General features: G+C 69.5%; 21 protein-coding genes. 12 read left to right on the top strand and 9 right to left on the bottom strand.

Annotated features, from left to right (window positions below; translation table 11 throughout):
- The first annotated feature begins 33 nt into the window (after positions 1 to 33).
- From ACFY0T_RS32080 to ACFY0T_RS32070, 3 genes are all read left to right on the top strand, one after another.
- Positions 34 to 150 carry an SGM_5486 family transporter-associated protein gene (locus ACFY0T_RS32080; protein WP_266825491.1) on the top strand — a complete coding sequence of 39 codons (117 nt, stop codon included), beginning with the start codon at positions 34 to 36 and terminating at the stop codon, positions 148 to 150.
- Between the two features lie 329 nt (positions 151 to 479).
- The gene (locus tag ACFY0T_RS32075) at positions 480 to 695 is read left to right on the top strand and encodes a hypothetical protein (protein ID WP_388878842.1); all 216 of its coding nucleotides are present in this window, start codon (positions 480 to 482) and stop codon (positions 693 to 695) included.
- A 100-nt stretch (positions 696 to 795) separates the two neighbouring features.
- A complete protein-coding gene (locus ACFY0T_RS32070) occupies positions 796 to 1,314 on the top strand; it encodes a SixA phosphatase family protein (RefSeq protein ID WP_388878300.1) in 519 nt (172 codons plus the stop codon).
- A 64-nt stretch (positions 1,315 to 1,378) separates the two neighbouring features.
- On the opposite strand, the gene serB is transcribed toward ACFY0T_RS32070, so the two are convergent.
- Together serB and ACFY0T_RS32060 are read right to left on the bottom strand one after the other, a co-directional pair.
- Positions 1,379 to 2,590, bottom strand: a complete 1,212-nt coding sequence (gene serB / locus ACFY0T_RS32065) for a phosphoserine phosphatase SerB (RefSeq protein WP_388878297.1) — start codon at positions 2,588 to 2,590, stop codon at positions 1,379 to 1,381.
- 473 nt (positions 2,591 to 3,063) lie between these two features.
- Entirely contained in the window at positions 3,064 to 4,848 is a 1,785-nt protein-coding gene (locus ACFY0T_RS32060) for a streptophobe family protein (RefSeq protein WP_388878294.1), read from the bottom strand.
- Between the two features lie 241 nt (positions 4,849 to 5,089).
- Between ACFY0T_RS32060 and ACFY0T_RS32055 the strand changes: the two genes are divergently transcribed.
- Positions 5,090 to 7,585 (top strand): FHA domain-containing protein, encoded by a 2,496-nt coding sequence (locus ACFY0T_RS32055; protein WP_388878291.1) that lies wholly within the window; start codon positions 5,090 to 5,092, stop codon positions 7,583 to 7,585.
- An 81-nt stretch (positions 7,586 to 7,666) separates the two neighbouring features.
- Here the strand turns inward: ACFY0T_RS32055 and ACFY0T_RS32050 are convergent, their stop codons facing one another.
- The 3 genes from ACFY0T_RS32050 to ACFY0T_RS32040 all read right to left on the bottom strand — a co-directional run bounded on the left by ACFY0T_RS32050 (position 7,667) and on the right by ACFY0T_RS32040 (position 10,538).
- Entirely contained in the window at positions 7,667 to 8,461 is a 795-nt protein-coding gene (locus ACFY0T_RS32050) for a transglycosylase SLT domain-containing protein (protein WP_388878288.1), read from the bottom strand.
- A gap of 299 nt (positions 8,462 to 8,760) precedes the next feature.
- Positions 8,761 to 9,846: an S-adenosylmethionine:tRNA ribosyltransferase-isomerase gene (locus ACFY0T_RS32045; RefSeq protein WP_388878285.1), complete on the bottom strand. Its 1,086-nt coding sequence runs from the start codon at positions 9,844 to 9,846 to the stop codon at positions 8,761 to 8,763.
- Positions 9,843 to 10,538: an SDR family NAD(P)-dependent oxidoreductase gene (locus ACFY0T_RS32040; RefSeq protein ID WP_388878282.1), complete on the bottom strand. Its 696-nt coding sequence runs from the start codon at positions 10,536 to 10,538 to the stop codon at positions 9,843 to 9,845. The genes ACFY0T_RS32045 and ACFY0T_RS32040 overlap by 4 nt, the downstream gene beginning before the upstream one ends.
- Before the next feature lie 187 nt (positions 10,539 to 10,725).
- Here ACFY0T_RS32040 and ACFY0T_RS32035 point away from each other — a divergent pair, with 187 nt between their 5' ends.
- The 4 genes from ACFY0T_RS32035 (at position 10,726) to ACFY0T_RS32020 (ending at position 13,416) form a co-directional block, all read left to right on the top strand.
- A complete protein-coding gene (locus tag ACFY0T_RS32035) occupies positions 10,726 to 11,895 on the top strand; it encodes a GAF domain-containing sensor histidine kinase (protein WP_388878280.1) in 1,170 nt (389 codons plus the stop codon).
- Positions 11,888 to 12,529, top strand: a complete 642-nt coding sequence (locus ACFY0T_RS32030; RefSeq protein ID WP_189187395.1) for a response regulator transcription factor — start codon at positions 11,888 to 11,890, stop codon at positions 12,527 to 12,529. Before ACFY0T_RS32035 ends, ACFY0T_RS32030 begins: the two co-directional genes overlap by 8 nt.
- 205 nt (positions 12,530 to 12,734) lie before the next feature.
- Positions 12,735 to 12,980 (top strand): chaplin, encoded by a 246-nt coding sequence (locus ACFY0T_RS32025; RefSeq protein WP_388878277.1) that lies wholly within the window; start codon positions 12,735 to 12,737, stop codon positions 12,978 to 12,980.
- 196 nt (positions 12,981 to 13,176) lie between these two features.
- On the top strand, positions 13,177 to 13,416 hold the full coding sequence (locus tag ACFY0T_RS32020; RefSeq protein WP_388878274.1) for a chaplin family protein: 240 nt from the start codon (positions 13,177 to 13,179) through the stop codon (positions 13,414 to 13,416).
- A 257-nt stretch (positions 13,417 to 13,673) separates the two neighbouring features.
- On the opposite strand, the gene ACFY0T_RS32015 is transcribed toward ACFY0T_RS32020, so the two are convergent.
- A complete protein-coding gene (locus ACFY0T_RS32015) occupies positions 13,674 to 14,462 on the bottom strand; it encodes a hypothetical protein (RefSeq protein WP_388878272.1) in 789 nt (262 codons plus the stop codon).
- Positions 14,463 to 14,583: 121 nt separating this feature from the next.
- On the opposite strand from ACFY0T_RS32015, the gene ACFY0T_RS32010 reads away from it, so the two are divergent.
- The 3 genes from ACFY0T_RS32010 to ACFY0T_RS32000 all read left to right on the top strand — a co-directional run bounded on the left by ACFY0T_RS32010 (position 14,584) and on the right by ACFY0T_RS32000 (position 17,011).
- Positions 14,584 to 15,375 carry an ABC transporter ATP-binding protein gene (locus ACFY0T_RS32010; protein WP_388878269.1) on the top strand — a complete coding sequence of 264 codons (792 nt, stop codon included), beginning with the start codon at positions 14,584 to 14,586 and terminating at the stop codon, positions 15,373 to 15,375.
- Between the two features lie 134 nt (positions 15,376 to 15,509).
- The gene (locus ACFY0T_RS32005) at positions 15,510 to 15,944 is read left to right on the top strand and encodes an NfeD family protein (protein WP_388878267.1); all 435 of its coding nucleotides are present in this window, start codon (positions 15,510 to 15,512) and stop codon (positions 15,942 to 15,944) included.
- A gap of 131 nt (positions 15,945 to 16,075) precedes the next feature.
- A complete protein-coding gene (locus ACFY0T_RS32000; protein ID WP_362517106.1) occupies positions 16,076 to 17,011 on the top strand; it encodes an SPFH domain-containing protein in 936 nt (311 codons plus the stop codon).
- Positions 17,012 to 17,068: 57 nt separating this feature from the next.
- On the opposite strand, the gene ACFY0T_RS31995 is transcribed toward ACFY0T_RS32000, so the two are convergent.
- The 3 genes from ACFY0T_RS31995 to ACFY0T_RS31985 form a co-directional block, all read right to left on the bottom strand.
- Positions 17,069 to 17,575 (bottom strand): HNH endonuclease, encoded by a 507-nt coding sequence (locus ACFY0T_RS31995; RefSeq protein WP_388878263.1) that lies wholly within the window; start codon positions 17,573 to 17,575, stop codon positions 17,069 to 17,071.
- A gap of 158 nt (positions 17,576 to 17,733) precedes the next feature.
- A complete protein-coding gene (locus ACFY0T_RS31990; protein WP_388878260.1) occupies positions 17,734 to 18,273 on the bottom strand; it encodes a YbhB/YbcL family Raf kinase inhibitor-like protein in 540 nt (179 codons plus the stop codon).
- A 40-nt stretch (positions 18,274 to 18,313) separates the two neighbouring features.
- Positions 18,314 to 19,099 carry a sporulation protein gene (locus ACFY0T_RS31985; RefSeq protein ID WP_388878257.1) on the bottom strand — a complete coding sequence of 262 codons (786 nt, stop codon included), beginning with the start codon at positions 19,097 to 19,099 and terminating at the stop codon, positions 18,314 to 18,316.
- A gap of 217 nt (positions 19,100 to 19,316) precedes the next feature.
- Here ACFY0T_RS31985 and ACFY0T_RS31980 point away from each other — a divergent pair, with 217 nt between their 5' ends.
- Positions 19,317 to 19,958, top strand: coding sequence for a DNA-3-methyladenine glycosylase (locus tag ACFY0T_RS31980; RefSeq protein ID WP_388878254.1), 642 nt, complete (start codon positions 19,317 to 19,319; stop codon positions 19,956 to 19,958).
- Positions 19,959 to 20,325 lie beyond the last annotated feature (367 nt).

Genomic DNA, 20,325 nt, shown 5'->3' with positions numbered 1-20,325 from the left:
GAGGGCTCGGACGAAGGGTGCGAGACTGACGTCATGCCTGTGCTCGACCCGAACCCCCCGAACGGCCAGAAGAAGATGCTGCTCGTCTTCGGCACGTTCCTCGCCATCACCGTGATCATCGGCATCATCGCGACCATCGCCTCGCCGTGAGCGTCATTACCATCGCCTCGCGGTGAGTGTCGGCGCCGCCCGGGCGTCGCCTTCGCCGTGCGCCACTGTCGGGCTGACGCCTTCGCCGTGTGCGGCGGCACCGTCGGGCTGACGCCTTCGCCCTGAGCGCTGCCGACGCCGGACCCCAAGACGCGCGCCCCACCCCGATGGCGGCCCGATGGTGGGGCTAACCCCCCATCCCCTAGGGGGCGAGTGTCAGGGTCAAGTGGGTGGATCACCGGATGGGTTGAGGGCTTCGGATTCCGTAGCTTCGAGATGTGGCCGCGAGGACGCGGACCACGGAGGACTCGAAGACCCACGGAGGCGTCATGTCGGCCCGTACGCACACCCGGCCCCACCCGGCGACGTCGGGCCGCGTCGACATCCGGCTGCCCTGGTGGGCCCTCGCCCTGCCGACACTCGCCTTCGTCACCCTGCTGCTCCTGATACTCAACCCGGTGGACGCGCACGCCGCGGGCGGCGACGCGGCGATCACCCAGGTCTTCGAGCGAGTCCAGCACACGGTGCTGCACCAGGCACCTTGAGCACCCCCGTCCGGCCGTTCCGGACCACCCCGTCGCCCCTGCCGGGGGAGCCCGTCAACTCCCTGCGCCCCATGGCCTGTTTCATGCGAAGCTGGGACGCATGAGCGTCGCAGAACCCCGCAGGATTGTCCTCTTCCGGCATGCGAAAGCCGACTGGCCACAGGTGTCCGACCACGAGCGGCCGCTCGCCGACCGGGGCCGCAAGGACGCCGCCGCCGCCGGACTCAAGCTGGCCGACACCGGCATCCCTTTCGATCTGGCCCTCTGCTCCACCGCGACCCGGACCCGCGAGACCTGGAAGCTCGCCGTCCACGAGCTCCCGCACCGGCCGAAAACCGTCTATGAGGAGCGGCTCTACGAAGCCTCGCCCGGCGAGCTGATCGCCGTGCTCAACGAGACTCCCGACGACGCGCAGAACGTGGTCCTGATCGGCCACAACCCCGGCGTGCACGGCCTCGCCGAAATCCTGGCCGGCCAGACCGAGGGCGACACCCGCACCCGGATGAACAGCCGCGATTTCCCCACCGCCGCCTTCGCGGTGCTCTCCTTCGACGGCTCCTGGAAGTCCCTGGAGCCCGGAGTGGCCACCCTGGTCGACTACTGGGCGCCGACCGAGTAACCCATCCGTACGAGGAGGGGGCCCGGCACCAAGGCGGTGCCGGGCCTCCTCCGTGAGCGTGAGCTCAGTGGTCGTCCAAGTGCATGTCCGCCGCCTCGACCTCTTCGCGTGTGACCCCGAGCAGGTACAGCACGGTGTCGAGGAAGGGGAAGTTCACCGCGGTGTGCGCGGCTTCCCGCACCACCGGCTTGGCATTGAACGCGACACCGAGACCGGCCGCGTTGAGCATGTCGAGATCGTTGGCGCCGTCGCCGATCGCCACGGTCTGGGCGAGCGGCACGCCCGCCTCGGCGGCGAACCGGCGCAGCAGCCGCGCCTTGCCCGCGCGGTCCACGATCTCCCCGGTGACCTTGCCGGTCAGCTTCCCGTCGACGATCTCGAGCGTGTTGGCCTGCGCGAAGTCGAGCCCGAGCCGTTCCTTGAGATCGTCTGTGACCTGGGTGAACCCGCCGGAGACGACGCCGACTTGGAAGCCGAGCCGCTTCAGCGTACGGATCAACGTGCGCGCACCGGGCGTCAGCCGCACCTCCTCGCGCACCTTGTTCACCACCGAGGCGTCCAGCCCCTTCAGCAGGGCCACGCGCGCGTGCAGCGACTGCTCGAAGTCCAGCTCCCCGCGCATGGCGGCCGCGGTCACCTCGGCGACCTCGGCCTCGCAGCCGGCGTGCGCGGCGAAGAGCTCGATCACCTCGTCCTGGATGAGCGTCGAGTCCACGTCCATGACGACCAGGCGCTGGGCCCGCCGGTGCAGCCCGGCCGCGACCACCGCGATGTCGACACCGAGTGCCGAGGCCTCGGTCACCAGCGCGGTGCGCAGCGTCTCCGTCTCCGTACCGGACACGGCGAACTCGACCGCCGTCACCGGGTACTTGGCGAGCCGGAAGATTCGGTCGATGTTGCCGCCGGTCTTCGTGATCCGCGCGGTGATCGCGGCCGTCGACTCCGCCGTGAGCGGGTGGCCGAGCACGGTGACGAGCGACCGTCCGAGTCCGCGCGGCCGGTTGTCGCCCAGGCCGGAGATGATCTCCGCCTGCATCTTCATCGACTCCGCCCAGCTGTGGACGGTGGCCCGCAGATCACCCTCCACCCCGGCGGGCGGCTCGGTCACGAGCGCGCACAGCACCATCCGGCCACGGGTGACGACCTGCTCGATGTCGACCACGTCGACGGAGTAGGCGGCGAGGGTGTCGAAGAGTCCGGCGGTGATGCCGGGCCGGTCCTTGCCGAAGATCTTGACGAGGAGAGTGGGGACGTCAGAGGTCTGCGAAGCGCTCATGGTGCCTCCCACCGTATCCGGCACCCAGTGCCTTCCGCCCACGCGGTCCGCCTTGCGGACAGTGAACTCTGGGTGACGCCGCTGTAGCCGCCACCGTACGTCGACGGGTGGCCCTGCCCGCCGCCGCGAACCCCGGGTTTTCTCGCCCCCTCCGCCCCTACCCGTCCCGTCCCTGGGGTGCTCCGCCCCCCAGACCCCGTATCGGCCTGAACGGCCTCGGCCTCAAACGCCGGACGGGCTGAAAGATCCACACACCCGCAGTCGCCAGACGGCCACCGCCAGACGGCGGGCCACCGGCAGTCGCCAGACGACAACCCGCAGTCGCCAGACCACGGAAGGGGCCGTGCCGGTACATCAAATGCCCGTCGCTTACGTTCGGATCTGGAAACGGCTCCTCACAACCCAACGTCTGATCCACCGGCGACGGGCGGATGTACCGGCACGGCCCCGCCCCACCACCGGGCGGAGGCGTTTCACCGACCCCCCCGAGGCCTCCGAGGCGGCGGCGCCCCCTCGTCCGGCGGAGGCGAGGCCGGAGGCGGAGGCGGTGAAGGCGTACCCGCCCCGCCCCGCGACCGCGGCCTCCGCGGCGGAGGCTGCCCAATCGGCCCCACCACCGTCGGCGCGCCATACACGTCACCAGGCGGCCGCCCGCCCCGGGGCGGCCCCGCACCCTCCGGCCCCCGCAACTCCTCCGGCAGCCGCAGATACGGATTCGTGTCAGGGTTGGGCGGCCGATACGAGGCCTGGGGGCTGTACGGTCCGGGCTCCCCGGCGAGCACGGGGTACTCGGCCGCCGGAACCGCGCCTCCCCCGTCACCCCATGCCAGCGGCGCCGCCCGCCGCCCCGCCGCCCCGCTCGCGTACGCCAGCACCGCCCCCGCCGCCCCCGCACCCGCACCCCAAGCGGCGCCCAGCAGCAACGCCATCCCCAGGTGCCCGTGCAGCTCGATCCCCGCACCGAACGCGTCGAAGCCCAGCACCGACAGCGAGGCGTCCGCGGACACCTCCGTCAGCCACGCCAGCAGCGGCAGTGCCAACGCCGTCACGACCCCGAGCCGAAGAGCGCAGCGCCCCGCGAAGCCGAGGGCACCCCCGCCCCGTACATCTGTGGCATCCGCACCTCCCGCGACGGCGGCATCCGCCCCCCGTACAAAAGGCGTACGCGCGGCCGTCAGCACACCCGCGAACAGCATCATGAGCGCGGTCGCGACCCCCAACAGCCACACACGTCCGTCGAGTTCGGCGAGACGGCCGAGAGTGACGGGCTGGTCGGAGTCGACGCTCAGCAGCTTGTCCAGCGGGTCGGGCAGCAGCTTGGCGAGCTCGCCCGTGGCCTTGCCGTCCCAGGGCACGAAGAGCCCGATGGGGATGCCCAACCACACACCATTCGGAGCCCCCAGCAGCGCCGCGCCCGCGATCCTCTTGGGATGGGCATCGCCGATCGCCGCGTAGGCCGCCGCCGCGAGCCCGGCCGCGACCGCCACCAGCAACACCGTGACGAGCGCGGACGCGGCCGGGCGCACCACCCGGTGCACGGCCTCCCACCCGCGTGGCAGTGGCGTACGCCGGGAGGCCAGCAGGGAGATCAGCAGAATTCCGGCCGCCCAGGCCGCGCCGCCGAGCAGCGTGGGCACGGTGTCGACGGTGAAGCCCACGGCCGCCTTCGCGTTCACGAGGTCGCCGATCTTGTCGGGCAGCAGCCCCCCGAGGTCCCCGAGTCCGCCGGGGAGTTTGTCCGTGATGCCACCGAGCCCGCCGCCGCCCGCGGCCTTGTCGAGCCCGAGCTTGCTCCCGTCGATCGTGATGACGTCGTGCCCGGCCCAGGCGAGCCCGCCCAGCGTCGCCACGAAGAGCACGACCACCGTGCCAGCGCGCGCGAGGAGTTCGGACGGCGCGATCACAACTCCCGCCCCCCGCAAGGACCTTAAGAAGAACCAGGAGAGCAGGAGTGCGCCCACAAGGCCGACACCCAGTGGCGTGATCTCGATGGCCGTATGCGCCTCCGCTCCTTTCAGGCCGAAGGCCGACACATCGCCGGACGGCTTGACCGCACCATTGGCCCCAAGTGCCACCACCGCCGCGGTCATTGGCCCGAGCGAGCCCGCCGTGTCCGCCTCGAGCAGATGCAGGCCGAGCGCGGCCGTGCCCGCCATTCCGATCAACGCCCAGCTCACAGAGGCGATCGCGGACAGCAGTACATCCCCCCAGGGCACACTCCTGGCCCTCCCGCCGTGGTCCGCGGTCTCGATGCTCATCGTCAGACCCCCCGATCCGCGCCGCGGCGATCCACCGCGGATGTCCCCCTCGCGTGGGATTACCACTCTCCGGGCCGGTTTCAACCCCGTCAACGGAAACGGGCAACCCGCCCGTACTCATCCTTCACAAGGCCCGACTTTCGGTCAGGGGGCTCCTACTGAAATAGTTCCCCACGATGTTCGACATCCCTAGACTCCCTGTGATGGGGGTAACTCGGGGGACAACTCAGTGGGGCATGGAGTGCCGGAACTCGTACTGGAATTGAATGGACGGACCTGGACGCTTGATGCGTCCAGGCCATACACCCTCGGACGTGATCCGCAGGGAGACATCGTGCTCGACGACGCCAGGGTGTCCTGGCGTCACGCCACGATCAGCTGGGGCGGCCGCAGTTGGGTCATCGAGGACCACGGCAGCACCAACGGCACCTTTGTGCAGGGGCAGCGGATCCACCAGATGGAGATCGGCCCCGGCTCGGCCGTGCACCTCGGCAATGCGACCGACGGACCGCGCCTGAACCTCTCGGGCGCCGCGGCCGCGGTCGCGCAGCCCCAGCAGCAGCCGTACGCGGCGCAGGGCGCGAGCCCCGGCTGGGCCCAGCAGGCGCCGCAGCAGCAGGCGCCGGAGCAGGGGTGGCAGCAGCCGCAGCAGGCGGCGAAGATCCCGCCGCAGCAGGGACCCGGTGGTGGCGCGGGGGCGCCGCCGGTCTACGGCGACCGCAGCCCCACCACGTTCCACCAGTTCTCGCTCGGCCGCGTGATGCGTATCGGTCGTGCGCTGGAGAACGAGCTGGTCGTCTCCGACCTGCAGGTCTCGCGCCACCACGCCGAGTTCCACGCGACGCCGGACGGCCGCTTCGAGATCCGCGACCTCGGCTCGCACAACGGCACGTACGTCAACGGTCAGCCGATCGCCAAGGGCGGCTCGGCGCTGCTCGGCCCGAACGACATCGTCGGCGTCGGCCACTCGACGTTCCGTCTGGTCGGCGACCGCCTCGAGGAGTTCGTCGACACCGGTGAGGTCTCCTTCTCGGCCCGCCACCTGACGGTCACGGTCGACGGCGGCAAGCAGATCCTCAAGGACGTCTCCTTCGGCGTCCCGGAGAAGTCGCTCATCGCGGTCATCGGCCCCTCCGGCTCGGGCAAGTCGACGCTCCTGAAGGCGCTCACGGGCTACCGCCCCGCCAACCAGGGTGACGTCCTCTACGACAACCGGAACCTGTACAAGCAGTTCGCCGAGCTGCGCCAGCGCATCGGTCTGGTCCCGCAGGACGACATCCTGCACAAGGAGCTGACCGTCAAGAAGGCCCTCAAGTACGCGGCAAAGTTGCGCTTCCCCGCCGACACCACGGGCGAGGAGCGCGAGGCCCGCATAGATGAGGTACTGCGCGAGCTGAAGCTGGACATCCACAAGGAGAAGAAGGTCACCTCTCTCTCCGGCGGCCAGCGCAAGCGCGTCTCCGTGGCCCTGGAGCTGCTCACCAAGCCGTCGCTGATCTTCCTGGACGAGCCGACCTCCGGCCTCGACCCCGGCATGGACCGCGACGTCATGCAGCTGCTGCGTGGCCTCGCCGACGACGGCCGTACGGTCCTCGTCGTCACGCACTCCGTGGCCGAGCTGGCGATATGCGACAAGCTCCTGGTGATGGCGCCCGGCGGCTCCGTCGCCTACTTCGGCCCGCCGGAGGAGGCGCTGAACTTCTTCGGCTACGAGACCTGGGCCGACGTCTTCTCCGCCTTCGAGAACTACCGCGACTACGACTGGGCGGGCCGCTGGAAGGGCTCGCAGCACTACCAGATGTACGCCGCGGACATCGACGCGGTCGCCCCGCAGTCGACGCAGATGCCGCCGCCGCAGGCGATGAAGCCGCCGAAGCCGCAGAGCTGGGGCTCGCAGCTGATGACGCTGGTCCGCCGCTATACGTCGGTGATCGTGTCCGACCGGGGCTTCCTCGGCCTGATGGTGATCCTGCCTGCCGTTCTCGGCGTCGTGAGCGTGCTGATCCCTGCCAAGTTCGGTCTCGCCCTCGGCCCGCAGAACGGCAACCCGCCGTTCTCGAACCGGGACGGCAGTACGATCCTGCTGATCCTCGCGGTGGGCGCCTGCTTCGCCGGCGCGGCCAACTCGGTGCGTGAGCTGATCAAGGAACGGGTGATCTACGAACGGGAGCGGGCGACCGGCCTGTCCCGCTCGGCGTACCTGATGTCCAAGGTCATCGTGCTGGGCGTGATCACCATCCTGCAGGGCGGCATCATCGGCGCCATCGGCCTGTTCTCGCGTGGCGACAAGCTGCCCGAAGAGGGCCTGCTGCTGAAGAGCGCGCCCGCCCTTGAGCTCACCCTCCCGATCATGGCGCTCGGCTTCACCTCCATGATGTTCGGCCTGATCATCTCGTCGCTCGTGAAGACGGCCGAGAAGACCATGCCCCTGCTGGTGATGTTCGCGATCGTTCAGGTCGTCTTCACGGGCTGCCTCTTCCAGCTGTTCGACAAGATCGGCGTCGAGCAGTTGGCATGGCTGATGCCCTCGCGCTGGGCGGTCGCCGCAGCAGGCGCGACGGCGCAGCTCAACGTCCTGCTGCCGTATCAGCCCAAGGGTCCAGGGGACCCGCTGTGGGACCACGAGCTGAGCCAGTGGTTCGTCGACATGGGCGTGCTGATCGGCATCGGCGTGATCTGCGGCTTCGTGGTCGCGCGGCTGCTGCGCCGCCACGAGCCCGAAGTCATGCGCAAGTAATCGAGTGAGCACGACGGAAGGGCGGCACCCCAGCAGGGGTGCCGCCCTTCGGCGTCTGTGTCGGAGCTCCGCGCTCGGCCCTCAGTACGCGCTGTTGACGTTGTCCATCGAGCCGTACTTGTCGGCCGCGTAGTTGGCGGCGGCCGTGATGTTCGCGACCGGGTCGTAGATGTTCCACGAGGTGCCGGGCACGTGGTAGGCGTTGAACGTCGGCGGGATGACCTGGAGCAGGCCCTTGGACGGGATGCCGTTGATGGCGTTGATGTCCCAGTTGTTGATCGCGTTCGGGTTGCCCGAGGACTCACGCATGATGTTGCGGTACAGGCCGTTGTACGAACCCGGGATGCCGTGCTTCGCCATGATGTCGAGGGACTGGCGGATCCAGCCGTCGAGGTTGTTGGCGTAGGTCTTCATGGCGACGGTCTGGACCATGGGGCGCTGTGCGGAGCGGCTCGCGGCCTGCGCCTTCGCGCGCGCCTCCTCGGCCTTCTTCTTCGCGGCGGCCTCGGCTGCGGCCTTCTTGCTGGCAGCCGCGTCGGCAGCCTTCTTCTTGGCGGCGGCAGCGGCCTCGGCGGCCTTCTTCTTGGCGGCGGCCTCGGCGTCGGCAGCGGCTTTCTTCTTCGCCGCGATGGCCTGGGCCTTCAGGTCGGCGCCGGCCAGGCGGTCGGTGATGCTGGCCTTCACGTCCTTGATCGGCTGCTCGCTGTACGCGACCTGGGCCATGGAGGCGGCGTCGGTCGTGGTGGTCTGGGAGTCGCCCGGCACCAGCGTGAACGCTAGAGCGGCGGCGCTCAGGGTGGCGACACCGGCGATCGCGAGCTTGTGGGTCTTGGTCAGCTTCGGACTATGTCCAGGAGTGGTGGTGTTCTTGGGCATAACTGATGGACCTCTTCGAATAGCGCGGAGGTCGCTCTCGGTCCGGTGGGGGACAGGGTGTTTCCGGAACAAACGCCGCGGGGCGGAACCCGCGGCGTTGAGCGACGGAGGCAATTCTTAGCGGCCGCAAAATCGTGTGGCAAAGGTGTGACGTACGAAGCCGGATAGTGGACCCGGAAAGGGCAAAACGGGGCAGACTGTCACGTCTGCCCCGCTCATGCAGGTTCCCTTTATCTCCTATGTCCGTTAGTACGTGATGTGCGCCCTATGCTCGGGCTCACATCGGTCGTGCATCAAACTCACCAGAAGTTGCTGGAGCGATGCTCTGAGTGAGGATCCTCGTCCGGAAGGATGAGGTGGACGTCGCCGAACTCGTGCCAGAGGTAGAGCCCGCGCAGCGCCTCGTCGTAGCTGCGGTCGATCGCCGCGCCTCCCGCGATCGCCTCCAGCATCAGCAGATGCGAGGCCTCCGGCTCGTGCAACCCCGTCAGTAGCCCGTCGATGACCCGCACCCCGCGCTCCGGAGTCACCACGAGATCGGTCCAGCCCCGCGCCGCCCGGACCACCCCGTCGGGGCCCGTCGCCGACTCGACGGCGCGCACGGCTGTCGTACCGACCGCGATGATCCGCCCGCCTCCGGCCTTCGCCGCGTTGATCAGCCGCGCCGACGCCGCCGGCACCTCGTACCTCTCCGGATACGGCGGCTCATGGGCCTCCGCCGACGCCACCCCGGTGTGCAGAGTGATCGGCGCGAACTGCACACCCCGGCTCACCAGCTCCGCCACCAGACGCGACGTGAAGGGGCGCGCCGCGCTCGGCATCTCCGCGCTGCCCGCGCCGTCGGTGGACGGCAGCGCGAACACCGTCTGATACACGGACAGCGGCTGGTCCCTCTCCGTGTAGGAATAGCGAATGGGCCGCCCGTGCCGCCGCAGCAGCCCCAGGACGTCCGCGTCCGACACCCGCCCCCACCACAGCCGCGGGCTCCGCGAGGTCAGCGGCTCCTCCAGGACGAGTCGTACGCCCCCGGGGAGGCACACCTCTGTTCCCGCGGGCCCGCCCGCACGCGCACGCGTGGTCCCCGTCCCGTCGGGATCCCGCAGCTCGACCGCCCACCGCCCGTCATCGCCGCGCGTGGAGAAATGCACCACCACGCGCGCGTGCCCTATGTACCCGTCGACGGCGGCCGCCAGGGTGGGGGAGGTGTTGACGACGAGCAGATCCCCGGCCTTCAGCTGCCGGGGCAGCTCCACGAACGCGTGATGCGACACCTCGGTGCCACGCGAAACCAGCAGTCGTACGGAGTCCCGGTCGAGCCCGGGCCCACGCTGCTCGGCCGGCACCCGCGCCGACAGCTCCTCCGGAACCCGCACCGCCGTCGTCATCGCTCCTCCAGCAGGGCCGGAGCGGCGTACCGCCCACTGGCCGGCCGCTCGTCGATCAGCCGCAGAAAGGCCGGAACCACACTGTCCGGCGTCGGCCGTGGATCGTCGTCCTCCGGTACGGCCGCCGCGTACAGGTCCGTGCCCATGTCCCCGGGGTCGACGGCCCAGACGCGCAGCCCCGGCTCCTCCTCGCCGAGGACCGCGGAGAGGTGGTCGAGCGCCGCCTTCGACGCCCCGTAGCCGCCCCACGTCTCGTACGCCTCGGCGGCGGCGTCCGAGCTGATGTCGATGACCGTGCCCGCCTCCGCGGCCCGCAGCAGCGGCAGCGCCTCCTGGATCAGGCCCAGCGCGGCGACCACGTTGACCTCCAGGGCCTGCCGCAGTCCGTCCAGGGTCAGGTCCTCCAGGCGCACCAGCGGCTCGGCGCCCAGCGCGCTCGCGTTGTTCACCAGGAGGTCGACGCCGCCGAGCTTCCGGGCCGCCGCCACCAGCTCGGCGCGGTGCCCGGTGTCCGTGACGTCCCCGGGCAGCGCCTCCACGCGCGTCCCGTACGCGGACAGTGCCACCGCCGTCTCCTCCAGAACCCCGGCCGTTCTGGCGTCGAGCACCAGATCCCAGCCGCGCTCCGCCAGGGCCGCACCGAGCGCCCGCCCCAGCCCCTTCGAAGCCCCCGTGATGATCGCTACCGGCATGACAACCGTCCCCTCGTCCCTTGACCGCCGTTTCTGGCGGGTGTCTTCAAGGTAGGAACGGGGCCGCCCCGCCGCCTCGTGCGCGGGCCGCAATGATGCGGGGTCCTTCGTCCTAGTCCCACCGGCCTAGGCGACGGCCATCACAGGTCTGATACGCGTTGTCACACCCCGCCGGTACTTTGGGGTCATGAGTCAAGGACCCCGGTCGGGCCTGTACGCGGTGAGTTCCGCGTTGCTGGCCATGAGCAGGCACCTCGAAGTGCGCGACGTCCTCAAGACGATCGTCGCCTCGGCCCGCGAGCTGCTCGACGCGCAGTACGCGGCCCTCGGCGTGCCCGACGACCACGGCGGCTTCGCCCAGTTCGTCGTCGACGGCGTCAGCGACGCGCAGTGGAAGGCCATCGGCCCGCTCCCGCGCCAGCACGGCATCCTCGCCGCGATGCTGCACGAAGCCCGCCTCGAGCGCCTGGCCGACGTGCGCAAGGACCCCCGCTTCGAGGGCTGGCCCTCGGCCCACCCCGACATGTCCGACTTCCTGGGCCTGCCGATCCGCGACGGCGACGAGGTCATCGGCGCACTGTTTCTCGCGAACAAGCTGCGTCCTGTGGGGGGACACCCCCCAAGCACCGAGCCGGAGGGCATGTGCGGCTTCACCAAGGACGACGAGGAACTCCTCACCATCCTCGCCCAGCACGCCGCGATCGCCCTGACCAACGCCCGGCTCTACGAGCGCAGCCGCGAACTCACCATCGCCGAGGAGCGCTCCCGGCTCGCGCACGAACTCCACGACGCGGTCAGTCAGAAGCTGTTCTCCCTGCGCCTCACCGCGCAGGCCGCCGCCACCCTCGTCGACCGCGACCCGTCGCGCGCCAAGGGCGAACTGCAGCAGGTGGCCGCCCTCGCCGCGGAGGCCGCCGACGAACTGCGCGCCGCCGTCGTCGAGTTGCGCCCCGCCGCCCTCGACGAGGACGGCCTGGTCGCCACCCTGCGCACCCATGTCCAGGTCCTCGACCGCGCCCACTCCGCGCGCGTCACCTTCGCCAGCCGTGGCGTGCGGGCGCTGCCCGCCGCCCAGGAGGAGGCCATGCTGCGCGTCGCCCAGGAGGCCCTGCACAACGCGCTACGGCACTCCGGGGCCGCCCGGGTCGACGTGACCGTGGAGAAGCGCGGACCGGGCGCCGTGCTGCGCGTCACCGACGACGGCAGCGGCTTCGAACCCACGGCGATACGCAGCGCGGGCCGCCACCTCGGGCTCGTGTCGATGCGCGACCGGGCGAGCGGAGTCGGCGGCACGCTCACCGTGGAATCGGCGCCCGCAAAGGGCACCACGATCGAGATGGAGGTCCCTGGTGGCTGACGCAATCAAGGTGCTGCTCGTCGACGACCACCAAGTGGTCCGCCGGGGACTGCGCACCTTCCTCGAAGTGCAGGACGACATCGAGGTCGTGGGAGAGGCGTCCGACGGCGCCGAAGGAGTTGCCCGCGCCGAGGAGTTGAAGCCCGACGTCGTCCTCATGGACGTCAAGATGCCGGGCATGGACGGCATCGACGCGCTGCGCAAGCTCCGCGAACTAGCCAACCCCGCACGCGTGCTGATCGTCACCAGCTTCACCGAGCAGCGCACAGTCGTCCCGGCCCTGCGCGCGGGCGCCGCCGGGTATGTGTACAAGGACGTGGACCCCGACGCTCTGGCAGGCGCCATCCGTTCCGTGCACGCCGGGCACATCCTGCTGCAGCCCGAGGTCGCGGGTGCGCTGCTGTCCCAGGAGGAGGCCAACTCGGGCCAGGGGAGAGGCGGTTCGCTCACCGAGCGGGAGCGCGAGGTGCTCGGCCTGATCGCGGACGGCCGCTCCAACCGCGAAATCGCCCGCGCCCTCGTCCTCTCCGAGAAGACCGTCAAGACGCATGTCTCGAACATCCTGATGAAGCTCGACCTCGCGGACCGCACCCAGGCCGCGCTCTGGGCCGTACGGCACGGGGTGGCGGGCTGATCACCAGCGGATACGCGGCGGATCCGCGCTCCGGCGCACGCCTCGGGGCCGTCGGCGCGCGGCAATTCGGAGGGTTCCCCTCCGGGATGAGATTCATACCGTCGTGTGTATGTCCCCCGGATGGCGCATCCTTCGTGGATCCCGGCCGTTCTCCAATGCGTGCTGCGGCGACTTGCCGCAGTGATCGCAAGGAGGGGTTTGAGAAGTGAAGAACCTGAAGAAGGCCACGGCTGTCGCGATGGTGGCCGGTGGCCTGGTTGCCGCCGGTGCCGGTATGGCCTCCGCCACCAATGGTGCGTGGGCGGGCGGCAACGCCGAGGGCTCCCCGGGCGTCGTCTCGGGCAACCTGATCCAGGCCCCGGTCCACGTCCCGGTCAACGCGGTCGGCAACAGCGTGAACGTCATCGGCGTTCTGAACCCGGCCTTCGGCAACGTCGGCATCAACCACTGAGTTCCGTACCGGAACCATCATGACCACCGGCCTTCCAGGGACTGCCTGGGAGGCCGGTCAGGTTGTCGGCTCATGAGCCGACTGCGTCGAACGGGCCCTTCGGGCGGCCTCCCGTGCCGTCAGTGATCCCCCTGGCGTTGCTCAGCGTACGACCCGCGGCCGGGTCGGATCCGCACACACAGGAGGAACCTTTCCCATGAACATCGCCAAGAAGGCCGCCCTGGCCCTCACCGTCGCCGGTATCGCCGCGGGCGCTTCCGCCGGTGCCGCTGTTGCCGACGCGGGTGCCGACGGCGCGGCCATGCAGTCACCCGGCGTCGGCTCGGGCAACGTCGTCCAGGTCCCGGTCCACGTCCCCGTGAACGCGGTCGGCAACAGCGTGAACGTCATCGGCGGCCTGAACCCCGCCTTCGGCAACATGGGCGTAAACGACTGACCCGCACCAGCTGCGAAAGGCCCCCGCGAAGGTTTCCTTCGCGGGGGCCTTTCGCAGCCCCGTCGTGGTGGGGGCATGCGCGCCGCCGGGCGCCTTCGTCGCCTCGGTAGCTGTGGGCACACGTGCAGCGAGAGCCTGCCTCCCACCTGTCCCAGCCGCGGGCATGCGTGCTGCTTGGGAGGAGGCACCCTGCAAGCGGCGGCAAGCACTCCCACCCCGCGCTCAGCCCCACCCGGGGGGCAACGGGAACGCCCCGCTCAGCGCACCCCCCGCTCCCGCTCCTCCACGAACGCGTTGTACGCGGCCACCTGCGCCCGCCGAGCCGTCCGCTCCACCGGCCGCAAGGCCTCCGCCCGAGCGGCCATCTCCGAGGCACTCACAGCCCCACCGTGCCCGTTCTCGTACGCGACGGAAATCAGCAGCCCCACCCGCTGAGCAAGCTCCAACACCCGCACCGCCCGCGGCGGATACCCGGGGGCAAGCACCTCACGCCCCCGCTCCGCCCGCGCCCGATACGCATCGATCGCGGCCTCGGCAACCGGCCCCGACCCCGCCACATCCAGCCACGACAACACCTCCGTCGCCTCGCGCAGCGCCTCCGCCAGCTCCCGCTCGGCCTCACCGAGCGACGGCACATCGGCGGGCGGCGCCTCCCGCACCGGCAGACAGTGCCAGACGACCTCCACGTGCACATCACCGTCGGGCCCGGCCTCGTACACCTCGGGGACGAGCCCGAGCGCCGCCCCGTGACAGACGACGGCCTCCTCGGCATCGAGGGCCCGCGCATTGAAGTCCGGCGGCCCGCTCAGCCCGAGCGGATGCCCCGGCGCGGGCAGCGCGACCCGCAGCCCGGTCACCCCGAGCGCGCGCAGCCGGCCGAGGGCGAGCGTGAGGCCCACGGGCCCTGACTCGCTCGGCAGCCCCTCGACCCGGTGCACCGCGTCCTCACCGACGATGGTGAGCACCGCGTCATCCGGCGAAACAAGTCCGGCCAAAAGGGCATTTCCCCATGCGGCCAGCCGTCCTGAGCGTGGTTCCGAGAGCATGCCCCCACCCTAAGGACCGACCGATGGAATGGAGCGACCGACCGGTGGCGTAGGTTTTCCCTGGGGGCTGCGTCCACAGACGTAAGCGACGGCCGAGACTGCAATGGGAGACAACGCGCTCATGAGCGATGTACTGGAGCTGGAGGACGTATCCGTGGTCCGCGAGGGCCGGGCTCTGGTGGACCAGGTCTCCTGGTCGGTCAAGGAGGGGGAGCGCTGGGTCATCCTCGGCCCGAACGGTGCCGGAAAAACGACCCTTCTGAACGTCGCCTCCAGCTACCTCTTCCCCAGCCAGGGCACCGCCACCATCCTCGGCGAGACCCTCGGCAAGGTCGACGTCTTCGAGCTGCGCCCACGCATCGGCGTGGCCGGCATCGCCATGGCCGAGAAGCTCCCCAAGCGCCAGACCGTCCTGCAGACCGTGCTCACCGCCGCGTACGGCATGACCGCGGGCTGGCACGAGGACTACGAGGACATCGACGAGCAGCGCGCCCGCGCCTTCCTCGACCGCCTCGGCATGAGCGACTACCTGGACCGCAAGTTCGGCACGCTCTCCGAGGGCGAGCGCAAGCGCACCCTGATCGCCCGCGCCCTGATGACCGACCCCGAGCTGCTCCTGCTCGACGAGCCCGCCGCGGGCCTCGACCTCGGCGGCCGCGAGGACCTCGTCCGCCGCCTCGGCCGCCTCGCCCGCGACCCGATCGCACCCTCCATGATCATGGTCACGCACCACGTCGAGGAGATCGCCCCCGGCTTCACCCACGTCCTGATGATCCGTCAGGGCAAGGTGCTCGCCGCGGGCCCGCTGGAGCTCGAACTCACCTCGCGCAACCTCTCCCTCTGCTTCGGCCTCCCCCTCGTCGTCGAGCAGAACGGCGAGCGCTGGACCGCGCAGGGCCTGCCGATGGCCTGAACACCGGCGCCCGGACGGAACACTGCGGCGCCCGGCCGGAACAAGGGCGCTCCCGGACCCACGCCGCGGACCGGGCGTGCCCCACTTGATCGCGCGCCCTGTCCGCCAGAGGAACGCGGTCCTACCATGACCATGTGAACGACATCAACGCATGGGTGTGGTGGCTGATCGGCGCGGCCGGACTCGGCATCCCGCTCGTCGTGACCGCGATGCCGGAGTTCGGCATGCTCGCAGTCGGCGCGGTCGCCGCCGCCGTCGTCGCCGGACTCGGCGGCGATGTCGTCCTCCAAGTCGTCGTGTTCGCCGCCGTCTCGGTCGCGCTCATCGCCGTCGTACGCCCCATCGCGGCCCGGCACCGCGACCAGCGGCCCCAACTCGCCACCGGCATCGAGGCGCTGAAGGGCAAGCAGGCCGTCGTCCTGGAACGGGTCGATGCTTCGGGCGGTGGCCGGATCAAACTCGGCGGAGAGATCTGGTCGGCGCGCGCCCTCGACGCCGGACAGGCCTACGAGGTAGGCCAGGAAGTGGACGTCGTGGACATCGACGGGGCCACGGCGATCGTCATGTGACCTCGTACGACGCAAGTGAACCGAACGCCCCACGTGGCAGACGGCGGTCTGTCAGACTCGTCCAGCAAGATCTTCAACAACCATAAGATCTTTCGGAAACACCGAGGCGGAGAAGGGTACGGGGAGCAACGATGGAACCGATCATCATCGTCCTGATCATTCTGGTGGTGTTGGTCTTCATCGCCCTGATCAAGACCATCCAGGTCATCCCACAGGCCAGCGCCGCCATCGTCGAGCGCTTCGGCCGCTACACGCGGACGCTGAACGCCGGCCTGAACATCGTCGTCCCGTTCATCGACTCCATCCGCAACCGCATCGACCTGCGCGAACAGGTCGTGCCGTTCCCACCGCAGCCGGTGATCACCCAGGACAACCTGGTCGTCAACATCGACACGGTCATCTACTACCAGGTGACGGACGCCCGCGCGGCCACGTACGAGGTCGCCAGCTACATCCAGGCGATCGAGCAGCTCACCGTCACCACGCTGCGCAACATTATCGGCGGCATGGACCTGGAGCGGACCCTGACCTCCCGCGAGGAGATCAACGCGGCCCTGCGCGGCGTCCTCGACGAGGCAACCGGTAAGTGGGGCATCCGCGTCAACCGTGTCGAGCTCAAGGCGATCGAGCCGCCCACCTCCATCCAGGACTCGATGGAGAAGCAGATGCGCGCCGACCGTGACAAGCGCGCCGCGATCCTCACCGCCGAAGGTATCCGCCAGTCGCAGATCCTCACCGCCGAAGGTGAGAAGCAGTCCGCGATCCTGCGCGCCGAAGGTGAGGCCAAGGCGGCAGCCCTGCGCGCCGAGGGCGAGGCCCAGGCCATCCGTACGGTCTTCGAGTCCATCCACGCCGGCGACGCGGACCAGAAACTCCTCGCCTACCAGTACCTCCAGATGCTCCCCAAGATCGCCGAAGGCGACGCCAACAAGCTCTGGATCGTGCCCAGCGAGATCGGCGACGCCCTCAAGGGCCTGAGCGGCGCCATGGGCAACTTCGGCCCGATGGGCGGCGGTTCGGGCAACGGCGGCACAGAACGCCGCGAGAAGCCGTCCGTCACCGACTGACACCGTACGACGATGGGGCCCACCTCCGCCGGGGGGTGGGCCCCATCGTCGTACGAGCTAGGCGGCCGGCTGTGCCAGCCACTCCGGCAGCGCGTCGAAGTCGTCCTGCCCCAGCGCCAGCAGCATCGCGTCCGCGGGCGTCGGCTCGAACGGCTGCCGCAGCAGCGGCATACCCGCCTGCTCCGGCGTACGGTCCGCCTTGCGGTGGTTGTCCTCCGCGCACGAGGCGACCGTGTTCAGCCAGGAGTCCCGGCCGCCCTGCGCCCGCGGCACCACGTGGTCCACGGTCGTGGCGCGCCGACCGCAGTACGCGCACCTGTGCCGGTCACGCACCAGCACACCACGCCGCGACCACGGTGCTTGTCTTCGGAACGGCACCCGGACATAGCGGCAGAGCCTGATCACCCGGGGCACGGGTATGTCGAGCGCGGCTCCGCGCATACGCAGTTCGGGGTGGGCCTGCTCCACGACGGCCTTGTCCTGCAGCACCAGAACGACGGCTCGGTTCAACGTCACCGTCGACAGCGGCTCAAAGCTCGCGTTCAGTACCAGCGTGTCCCGCATCCAGCCCACCTCCCGTGTGCACCGGCCCACCCCCTGGCGGACGGGCTTGGATCAACTCTGGCCGGGCACGCCGAGATGGACAACGCAATAAAAAATGCCCGCCCCCGATCACTTCCAAGACCAGAGGCGGGCAAACGTTCCATGAACGCTCGGCTTATTCAGCTCTTCGCGGGGTTCTCGTACTCACCGATCAGCTGGGCGCGCGCGATCGCGTGGAACCTCAGGTTGAAGCCGACGACCGCGGGAGACACGTCCGCGTTCGGACCGAGCTTCTCCTGGTCCACGGCGTACACCGTGAAAACGTACCGGTGCGGCCCGTCCCCGGGCGGCGGCGCGGCACCACCGAAGTCCTTCGTGCCGTAGTCGTTGCGCACCTGCACGGCACCCTCGGGCAGCCCCTCGAACTTGCCGCTGCCCGCACCCGCCGGCAGCTCCGTCACGGAGACCGGGATGTCGAAAAGCACCCAGTGCCAGAACCCACTGCCCGTCGGGGCGTCCGGGTCGTAGCAGGTCACGGCGAAGCTCTTGGTCTCGGGCGGGAAGCCCTCCCACCGCAGCTGCGGCGAGGTGTTGCCGCCCGCATAGACCTGAGCGTCCTTGAGCGTCGCACCCTCCTCGATGTCCTCGCTCGTGACCGTGAACGACGGCACGGGCGGGTGGAAGTCGTGGGGGAGCGGCCGCCTCTTGAGCTCGGTCACCTCGGTACCTCCTGATCGGTTCCTTCCGAATTCCCCGAGCCTAGAACCAGCTGCGCTTGCTGCCGACTTCCGACAGCCACTGATTCAGGTATGCGGCCCAGTCCGTGCCCTGGTAGTCGTGCAGACCCACCTGGAAGGACCGGTACGAGTCGCTGCCCTCACTGAAGAGGCCCGGCTTCTTGTCCATCTCCAGGACGACGTCCATCGCACGGTCGTCCGCGACGAAGCTCAGCTCCACCTGGTTCAGCCCGCGGTACTGCGACGGCGGGAAGAACTCGATCTCCTGGTAGAACGGCAGCTTCTGCCGCGTACCCCGGATGTGGCCGCGCTCCATGTCCGCGTTCTTGAAGCGGAAGCCCAGCTGGATGAAGGCGTCCAGGATCGCCTTCTGCGCCGGAAGCGGGTGCACGTTGATCGGGTCCAGGTCACCGGAGTCCACGGCGCGCGCGATCTCCAGCTCCGTGGTCACACCGATGTGCATCCCGCGCAGGCTCTGCCCGTCGATCGTGGTGATCGGCGTCTCCCACGGGATCTCCAGACTGAACGGCACCGCGTGCACCGCGCCGGCCTGGAGCTCGAAGGCCCCACCGAGCCGCAGCTTGGTGAACTCGACGTCCTGCTTGTACTCCTGGTCGTCGTGGCCCTCGACCTCGACCTTGGCCTGCAGACCGACCGACAGACCTTCGATCGCCTGGTTCACCGACCCGCCCTGGATCCGCACCTCACCCTGGACGACGCCGCCCGGAACGGTGTTGACCTCCGTCAGCACCGTCTCGACCGAAGCCCCACCGGCCCCCAGGCTCGCAAGCAGCCGCTTGAACCCCATGTCACTTCCTCCCCAGGCAACGCCTGTTTCCATCTGCCGTGTCCGTCTGTATTCCTGATCCCTACAAACGCGATCCGACCGCGGCCGGTTCCGCGTCCTCACCCTTCCAAGGGAGAGGACCCCTGACCACCCCATCGACACGCATCCGTATGGACTACTCCGTACTGGTCCGGACTACTCCGGACTACTCCGTACTAGTGGACTACGCTCGGACGTCATGATCGCGGCCCCTGACCGTACGCCCCTCCCACGCGAGTTCTTCGACCGCCCCGTACTGGACGTCGCCCCCGACCTCCTGGGACGCCTCCTCGTGCGTACCACCCCGGACGGTCCGATCGAACTCCGCCTCACAGAGGTCGAGGCGTACGACGGCCCGAACGACCCCGGCTCCCACGCCTATCGCGGCCACACAGCCCGCAACGACGTGATGTTCGGTCCGCCCGGTCACGTGTACGTCTACTTCACCTACGGCATGTGGCACTGCATGAACCTGGTCTGCGGTCCGGAGGGCAGGGCCAGCGCGGTCCTGCTCCGGGCGGGCGAGATCACCGAGGGCGCGGAGCTCGCTCGCAAACGTCGACTCTCGGCCCGAAATGACAAAGAACTGGCCAAAGGGCCCGCACGCCTCGCCATGGCACTCGGGGTGGACCGGTCCCTCGACGGCACCGACGCCTGTGCCCCCGAGGGTTCCCCACTGACCCTCCTGACGGGCACCCCCGTCCACCCCGACCAGGTACGCAGCGGTCCCCGCACCGGTGTCTCCGGCGACGGAGGCGTCCACCCATGGCGCTTCTGGATCGCCAACGACTCGACGGTGAGCCCTTATCGGGCACATACGCCCCGCCGTCGCTCAACTTGACGCGCCCCTGGAGGATCCGTAATGTAGCCCGAGCCGCTTGAACCGGGTACTGCGTTCAGCCAGCAGCCGGAAGTGGCCAACCCACTACCTACGACCTCCCCTCAGCGGGGGCGAATTCGGCATGTCCGCATGCCTGAATTCAAACTCGCGGAACTCGATTATGAATCGGCGAGGGAATCGGCTAGCGTAGTGAATGTCGAAAGGCCGCGACGCGAAAGCGTTCAAAGCCGGAAGACAAACCCCTCACCGACAGGGAATCGGACACGAAAGAGTCTGATAGAGTCGGAAACGCAAGACCGAAGGGAAGCGCCCGGAGGAAAGCCTGAGAGAGTCTCTCGGGTGAGTACAAAGGAAGCGTCCGTTCCTT

It is taken from the genome of Streptomyces sp. NPDC001530 (assembly GCF_042894545.1).
Taxonomy (GTDB): Bacteria; Actinomycetota; Actinomycetes; order Streptomycetales; family Streptomycetaceae; genus Streptomyces.
Note: the sequence above shows the minus strand (reverse complement) of the source record. Positions and strands in the feature narration are given on the sequence as shown.

Excerpts from the sequence above, each read along its gene's own strand:
- ACFY0T_RS32080 (WP_266825491.1), top strand. The coding sequence starts at position 34 with ATGCCTGTGCTCGACCCGAACCCCCCGAACGGCCAGAAGAAGATGCTG.
- ACFY0T_RS32075 (WP_388878842.1), top strand. The coding sequence starts at position 480 with ATGTCGGCCCGTACGCACACCCGGCCCCACCCGGCGACGTCGGGCCGC.
- ACFY0T_RS32070 (WP_388878300.1), top strand. The coding sequence starts at position 796 with ATGAGCGTCGCAGAACCCCGCAGGATTGTCCTCTTCCGGCATGCGAAA.
- serB (WP_388878297.1), bottom strand. The coding sequence starts at position 2,590 with ATGAGCGCTTCGCAGACCTCTGACGTCCCCACTCTCCTCGTCAAGATC.
- ACFY0T_RS32060 (WP_388878294.1), bottom strand. The coding sequence starts at position 4,848 with ATGAGCATCGAGACCGCGGACCACGGCGGGAGGGCCAGGAGTGTGCCC.
- ACFY0T_RS32050 (WP_388878288.1), bottom strand. The coding sequence starts at position 8,461 with ATGCCCAAGAACACCACCACTCCTGGACATAGTCCGAAGCTGACCAAG.
- ACFY0T_RS32045 (WP_388878285.1), bottom strand. The coding sequence starts at position 9,846 with ATGACGACGGCGGTGCGGGTTCCGGAGGAGCTGTCGGCGCGGGTGCCG.
- ACFY0T_RS32040 (WP_388878282.1), bottom strand. The coding sequence starts at position 10,538 with ATGCCGGTAGCGATCATCACGGGGGCTTCGAAGGGGCTGGGGCGGGCG.
- ACFY0T_RS32035 (WP_388878280.1), top strand. The coding sequence starts at position 10,726 with ATGAGTCAAGGACCCCGGTCGGGCCTGTACGCGGTGAGTTCCGCGTTG.
- ACFY0T_RS32020 (WP_388878274.1), top strand. The coding sequence starts at position 13,177 with ATGAACATCGCCAAGAAGGCCGCCCTGGCCCTCACCGTCGCCGGTATC.
- ACFY0T_RS32015 (WP_388878272.1), bottom strand. The coding sequence starts at position 14,462 with ATGCTCTCGGAACCACGCTCAGGACGGCTGGCCGCATGGGGAAATGCC.
- ACFY0T_RS32010 (WP_388878269.1), top strand. The coding sequence starts at position 14,584 with ATGAGCGATGTACTGGAGCTGGAGGACGTATCCGTGGTCCGCGAGGGC.
- ACFY0T_RS32000 (WP_362517106.1), top strand. The coding sequence starts at position 16,076 with ATGGAACCGATCATCATCGTCCTGATCATTCTGGTGGTGTTGGTCTTC.
- ACFY0T_RS31995 (WP_388878263.1), bottom strand. The coding sequence starts at position 17,575 with ATGCGGGACACGCTGGTACTGAACGCGAGCTTTGAGCCGCTGTCGACG.
- ACFY0T_RS31985 (WP_388878257.1), bottom strand. The coding sequence starts at position 19,099 with ATGGGGTTCAAGCGGCTGCTTGCGAGCCTGGGGGCCGGTGGGGCTTCG.
- ACFY0T_RS31980 (WP_388878254.1), top strand. The coding sequence starts at position 19,317 with ATGATCGCGGCCCCTGACCGTACGCCCCTCCCACGCGAGTTCTTCGAC.